The sequence below is a fragment of the Acinetobacter sp. YH12226 genome (assembly GCF_013417805.1).
In the GTDB taxonomy this organism is placed as follows: Bacteria; Pseudomonadota; Gammaproteobacteria; order Pseudomonadales; family Moraxellaceae; genus Acinetobacter.
In genome coordinates this window covers 1-5,986 of sequence record NZ_VPDG01000039.1, presented here as the reverse complement: position 1 = coordinate 5,986, position 5,986 = coordinate 1, and the positions used below count along the sequence as shown (strand labels likewise).

Here is a 5,986-nt window from a genome sequence, read left to right as displayed (position 1 = left end):
TTTGAACAATCTAAAATATTTGTATTACCTGAAAAAAGGCAAAGGCAATGTCCGCGAGTAGTGAAAATTAAAGCACAAAAATATCCAAGAAAATGCCAGTCAATTTCTTAACTGACTGGCATTACCTCACTTGAGGGGATTTTTTATCAACACTATGATGTTTTAACTTGCTTACCGTACTGATCAGCCATCACTTCCACCAGCTGGTCCGGCTTGATGTATTTTTTGATCATGGCATCAATATCGGCTTTGCTCAGTTGAGCAATCGCCTGATCACGTTTTTCCCGGTAAACCAGATTACGGTCTTTTTCCAGCTGTGGAATCAACATAGTGTGAATACGGCGATCATCTTCGAGTGCAGTTAAACGCTGTTTCAAGATACTGGCTTTTGCCGCTTCGACTTCCTGTTCAGTCACGCCACGTGTCAGCAGTTCATTGAGTACCTTATGCACTGCCTGAGAAACCTGTGCGGATTTTCCAGCCGTATAATTGGCACTAATCATCATGGCGCCCACATCTGCCCATTCATCGAGTTGCACATCTGCACTAAAACCATAGACTAGGGCATTTTTCTCGCGTAGCTCTTGTGCCAGTCGTGACGATAACTGTGAATCACCCAGAATATATCGAAATACCTGTAATGCAGGTGCATCGGCATGATCTGCGCCGACCGGCATGCTCATGAATGCCTCATAACTCCCGAATTCACGCTGCTCAGACAACGCATGAATTTTCTGGGCTGGATAGCTTCGATATTCCGATTTCAGACGCTCATAAGGCTGTGTAGCTTTCCAGTCTGAGAAACTGTTTTTCAGCGTTTTTTGCATCGATTTTGGATTAAACTCACCTGTGACCGCGATTTGTGCATGCTGGGTTTTTAAAAACTGCTGATACAGTGCCATAACCTGTTCGCGAGTCGCTTTCTGATACTGTTTTTTGGCCAGTTCCGGCTCGAAATGGAAACGCAGATCGCCAGGCTGATAGATCTCGATCGTTCGGGCCATCGTCAAGCTCGACACCGTATCTGGTTCAGTATAAGGACGATCCAGACTGGATAAAGTTTGACTCTTGATCAAGTCAAACTGGCTTTGCTCAAATGCCGGCGTTTTCAGTACATCAACCACATACTGGAAAAACTCTTCAAACTTTTCTTTTTTGGCGCTGATCTGCAAGGTCAGGCCATTGCCGGATGCACTGGCAGTCGCCGAACCGCCTACTTCAATAATTTTATCGGCAATCTGCTGCAAGCTTTGGGTTTTCGATGAGCGCAACATTAAATAAGCGGTCAGATCCAGAATCTCGCCTTTATTCATCAGGCTTTGAGCGGTACCAAAATCTAGAGAAATTGTGGCATAGACCTTGTCATCGCGTGTAGTGGTCGGAAACAGCGCGTATTTAATGCCATTTTTCAACTTGCCACGCTGAATCTGCTGATCCTTGCTATACAGATATTGCTTGGATTCCTGTACATATTGCTTCACTTCAGCCTGATAAACACTGACATCTTTCAGAGGCTCTTCTGCTTCAGCCTGTTGATCCAGAGTTTTTGCCGGGGCTTCTGTTTGTGTCAGTTCCTGCGCTTTTTTCTGATCTTCCGGGGTCGGTAAAATATTGCCAGAAATACGATATTCAGGTTTTAAAAAACTCTTATAGACCTGATTGACCTGATTGACATTCAGGTTTTGAATCGCGTTCAGATCTTTAAAATACTGACTCCAGTCACCCGAATATGCCACAGCATAATCACTTAAACGTGAACCCAAAGCAGTCGCACTATTTTTAATATTGTCAGCCTGATTCCGGGTCAGATTTTTAGCCCGGTTTAATTCTGCTTCGGTAAATGGCTGGCTCTGTTCTACACCTTGAATCAGTCCCTGTTCTATCGCTTGTGCCTGATGATTCGGTGCGTAGATTGCTCCCATAAACACCAGATTAAAGTCTTTATCCAGCCAGGTACTAGATTGCACCGCAGTTGACTTTCCAGTTTCCACCATATTCTGATAGAGATGTCCACTTGGCTGCAAAGTATAGAGCGTTGGCGAAACAGCCAAAGCCGTTTTAATGTTTTCTTCTGATTGGTTTAAATAAATATTAAACTTGGCCAGATCACTGCCTTTCTTTACTGTAAATTCACGCTGTTTGATCTGCTCGGGTTTAAGCGCCGGCACTTTCACTTGCGCCGGTACACTTCGAGACTGAATCGGACTGAAATGCGTATCCAGCTGTTTTAACACCTCGGCCTTGTCAAACTTGCCTGAAATCACCATAAAGGCATTATTCGGTGCATACCATTGACGGTAAAAACGGTTCAGCTCCTGCATATTGATGGATTGCAGCTCATTTAGGTCACCAATTGGCAAACGGCCTAAATACTGATTGCCATAAGCAGATTTAAACACCTGATCGATCAATACTGAAAATGGCTGATCCAGACGAATTTCACGCTCGCGTTTTACAATATCAATTTCAGTCGGTACATATTTTTCCTGAAGCACCAGCTTGTCCATGCGTTCGGCTTCGAGAAAAATGACTTCACTCAGCGCAATTTTTTCAGGACGGATCACATTAGTATATTTGGTTGAGTAATAGTCGGTACTGGCATTGGTCATCAAGGTATATTGATCCAGTCGACGCTGGAATTCATCCCCTTTGACATTTTCTGTGCCTTTAAAGGCCAAATGTTCCAGCAGATGCGCCAGACCGCCCTTGCCTTGAGGATCATTCAGGGAGCCGGTCAGATAGACCGTATTCATAAAAACTTTATTTTCTTTATCATTCGGTGCCAGGATAATGCGCAGTCCATTATCCAGTCGGTATTCTTCAATATTCTGTTCCGTTTTCACCAAAACAGGCTGTGCAAAACTTAGTACACTACAGCCAGACAATATAATAGCCAGACTTAAATTTTTATAACGTAGCAACATTCTTCATCCAAATTATAAATATAAATTTTTATTCGCGCCCATCTTAGAGAATGATTCTTTTTCTGAATAATCTATTCCAAGCCGGACCATCAAAATAACATGCCGCCTCACCTGACGACATGTAGTTCTATGTAATTAAAAAATTAAAGATAAATTTCAGCTTGCATATATAATTTTCCATAACCGGAAATTTCAATTCGATCCTGATCTTGCAAGGCACAATATAGCACCCCACCACGCGCTGATGCCTGATAGGCGACCAGTTCATTTTTACCCAGTTTTTCGGCCCACAGCGGTGCAATTCCGGTGTGAATTGAACCTGTTACCGGATCTTCATTGATTCCATTACTCGGTGCAAAATAACGTGAAATACAATCGTATTGGGTATCTTGTGAAGTGATCGCGACGTCTAAATAGGTATTCTGAGCAGTAATGGCTGTACGCTTGCCATTCAACTGTTTTAACAGTTCAAAATCAGGCATTTCATCCAGCACATCCTGTACCGATTCATATTCAACAATATAGCCCTGCGCGTTCAGATAAACCTGTTTAAACGGTTTATTCAAAGCCTGTCTTAAGGCCTCAGGATATTCAGCAACTGGCTCTGCACGACGGATTGGAAAGTTCATTCTGATCTTGCCATCCGCATCCTGGCTGACCACAAAAATTCCCAAATCTTTTACATGAAAATGAATCGTTTTCCCCGTATCAAATTGATTGAATAGTACAAAGCTGCTGGCCAATGTCGCATGACCACAAAAATCCACTTCCTTGGTTGGCGTAAACCAGCGGATCGCATAATTATCACTATCGATAACTTTAACAAAAGCTGTTTCAGACAGATTATTTTCCAAGGCGATATTTTGCATCAGACCATCTTCGAGCCAGTCCTCCAGCACAATCACGGCTGCGGGATTGCCTTTAAACAGTTCCGCGGTAAACGCATCGACCTGGTACATTTTCATTTTTTGAATTCCTGAATATAACGATCTCTAGTTTAAAAGCTTTTTTGCAAGAATGAACTTGAATATGTTAATGATCTCATTAATCTAGCCTGTTAAATAAATATCGTAAATGGTGCGGCATGACAAACTCCCATATTCAAAGCGTTCCCTTAGAAAAAGCTTATCGTCTGATTACCCATGGCCCTACTGTACTGGTATCTGCTCAAGATCAGCAGGATACAGATGTTATGGCAGCAGCCTGGGCATGCGCATTGGAATTCAGCCCCGCAAAAGTGACTGTGGTTCTGGATAAAAGCACCAAAACCCGAAATATTATTGAAAATTCAGGTTATTTCGCGCTGCAAATTCCAACATTGAAACAACTGAATATGGTCTATCGTCTGGGTACGCAGAGCCTGCATGATGTGCCGGACAAACTGGCACAATCAGGAGTAGAACTATTTCATTTTTCTGGTTCTGATATTCCTCTAGTACAAGGTTGTGCGGCCTGGATACTCTGCGAGCTGATTTCTGAGCCGCATAACCAGCAAATGCATGACCTGTTTATAGGCAAGGTGATTGCAGCCTATGCCGATGATCGGGTCTTCCGCGACGGCCACTGGCATTATCATGAAGTGGATGAAGAATGGAAAAGTATTCATCATGTAGCCGGCGGGCATTTTTATACCATCGGCAATGCTGTAAGCCTTGATGATCCGGAATCATAAATTTTTCAAATTTAGGATAAATGAAAATAATCGCGGATGATCAGATGATATCGACAAGCCCCAGAACACCCGAAATTATGCTACTTTATCCTTAATCTTCATTTGGTCTGATGCGCTATGATGCCTTTTAAAATTCACTGTATTGATGTCCAGAATTCACTGCAAAATTATATCTGGTTGCTTGAACATACCGCGTCGCATCAGGTGGCCGTGATTGATCCAACCGAAGCAGAATTGGTACATGACTATTGTACCGAGCACGGTTTAACCGTAAGTCAAATCTGGCTGACTCACTGGCATAAAGATCATATTGGCGGTGTGCCGGGACTGATCCAGGGAAAAAATCTGCCCGTGTATGGACCACGGGCAGAATTAAGCAAAATTCCGTTTATCACCCATCCGCTTGGGCATGAAGAACATTTTAATTTTCATGGAATAGATATCCAGGTGATTGCTGTACCCGGGCATACCCTCGGCCATATTGTGTATTTTATTGATGCTATTGATGTGCTTTTCTGCGGTGATACCTTATTTGCCATGGGCTGTGGCCGGGTTTTTGAAGGCACCTATTCACAGATGTATCATTCTCTGTCCCGTCTGGCCGCCTTGCCACCGCGCACCCAAGTCTATTGCACCCATGAATACACCTTATCGAATGCCCAGTTTGCCAAGCATGTCGAACCAGACAATCCAGCGATTCTGGAACGCTTCGAGCAGATTGAGCGTTTGCGTATGGTAGGCCAGTGCACGCTGCCAAGTAGTATTGAAGATGAATTGCAAACCAATCCTTTTCTACGTGCAGAAAGCGTGGAAGAATTCCAGCGCTTAAGAACTCTCAAAGATCAGTTTTAAACGGGATTCAAAGCTGAAGATCAATCTTCAGCCGACTCACTTTTTTTTCATTTGCGATGCATAGAATGTCATTGAAAGGCACGTACAACTTTTACACAAGTCGGAGTAAGTTGAACCTCCATCTAAAAAATGTCTTTCTGTGCCATTTTTCCTTTCTTATAATCAACCACGTCCCCTATTTTTTAGGAACCGATTTCAGTTCTAACATATGAAATAATGACTCACAAAAAATAGGATGATGTTTATTAAAATTAAATAAATTCACGGAACATTGCTTAAATAATCAACATGGAACCTAATAAATTATTTAAAAAGCCCAATTTACTTGAATTGGGCTTTTAAAAAACTATAAAGATATGATTTATATATAATAAAAAATAGAATTTCGGATAACGTGTATTATGTTAATTCGGCTTTGTTGCATAAACATTCAAAAGCTGAGTTTTCCCCAATCCATTCAAATTTAAGTGACAACTTGGGTGTGAGGTCTACCTAATTCCGTAAATCTATTCAGAACTGCCACACGCGCATGAACTTC

Annotated in this window: 4 protein-coding genes; 2 read left to right on the top strand and 2 right to left on the bottom strand. The window is 42.3% G+C overall.

From position 1 onward, the window contains the following. Positions 1–152: 152 nt before the first annotated feature. Positions 153–2,924, bottom strand: coding sequence for a pitrilysin family protein (locus tag FTV08_RS15690; protein ID WP_180087641.1), 2,772 nt, complete (start codon positions 2,922–2,924; stop codon positions 153–155). Between the two features lie 143 nt (positions 2,925–3,067). Next, positions 3,068–3,889 carry a PhzF family phenazine biosynthesis protein gene (locus FTV08_RS15685; RefSeq protein ID WP_071852232.1) on the bottom strand — a complete coding sequence of 274 codons (822 nt, stop codon included), beginning with the start codon at positions 3,887–3,889 and terminating at the stop codon, positions 3,068–3,070. A gap of 119 nt (positions 3,890–4,008) precedes the next feature. On the opposite strand from FTV08_RS15685, the gene FTV08_RS15680 reads away from it, so the two are divergent. Then, positions 4,009–4,596, top strand: coding sequence for a flavin reductase family protein (locus tag FTV08_RS15680; protein ID WP_071852233.1), 588 nt, complete (start codon positions 4,009–4,011; stop codon positions 4,594–4,596). A gap of 117 nt (positions 4,597–4,713) precedes the next feature. Continuing rightward, the gene (gene gloB / locus FTV08_RS15675) at positions 4,714–5,448 is read left to right on the top strand and encodes a hydroxyacylglutathione hydrolase (protein ID WP_071852234.1); all 735 of its coding nucleotides are present in this window, start codon (positions 4,714–4,716) and stop codon (positions 5,446–5,448) included. The last annotated feature ends 538 nt before the right edge of the window (positions 5,449–5,986 follow it).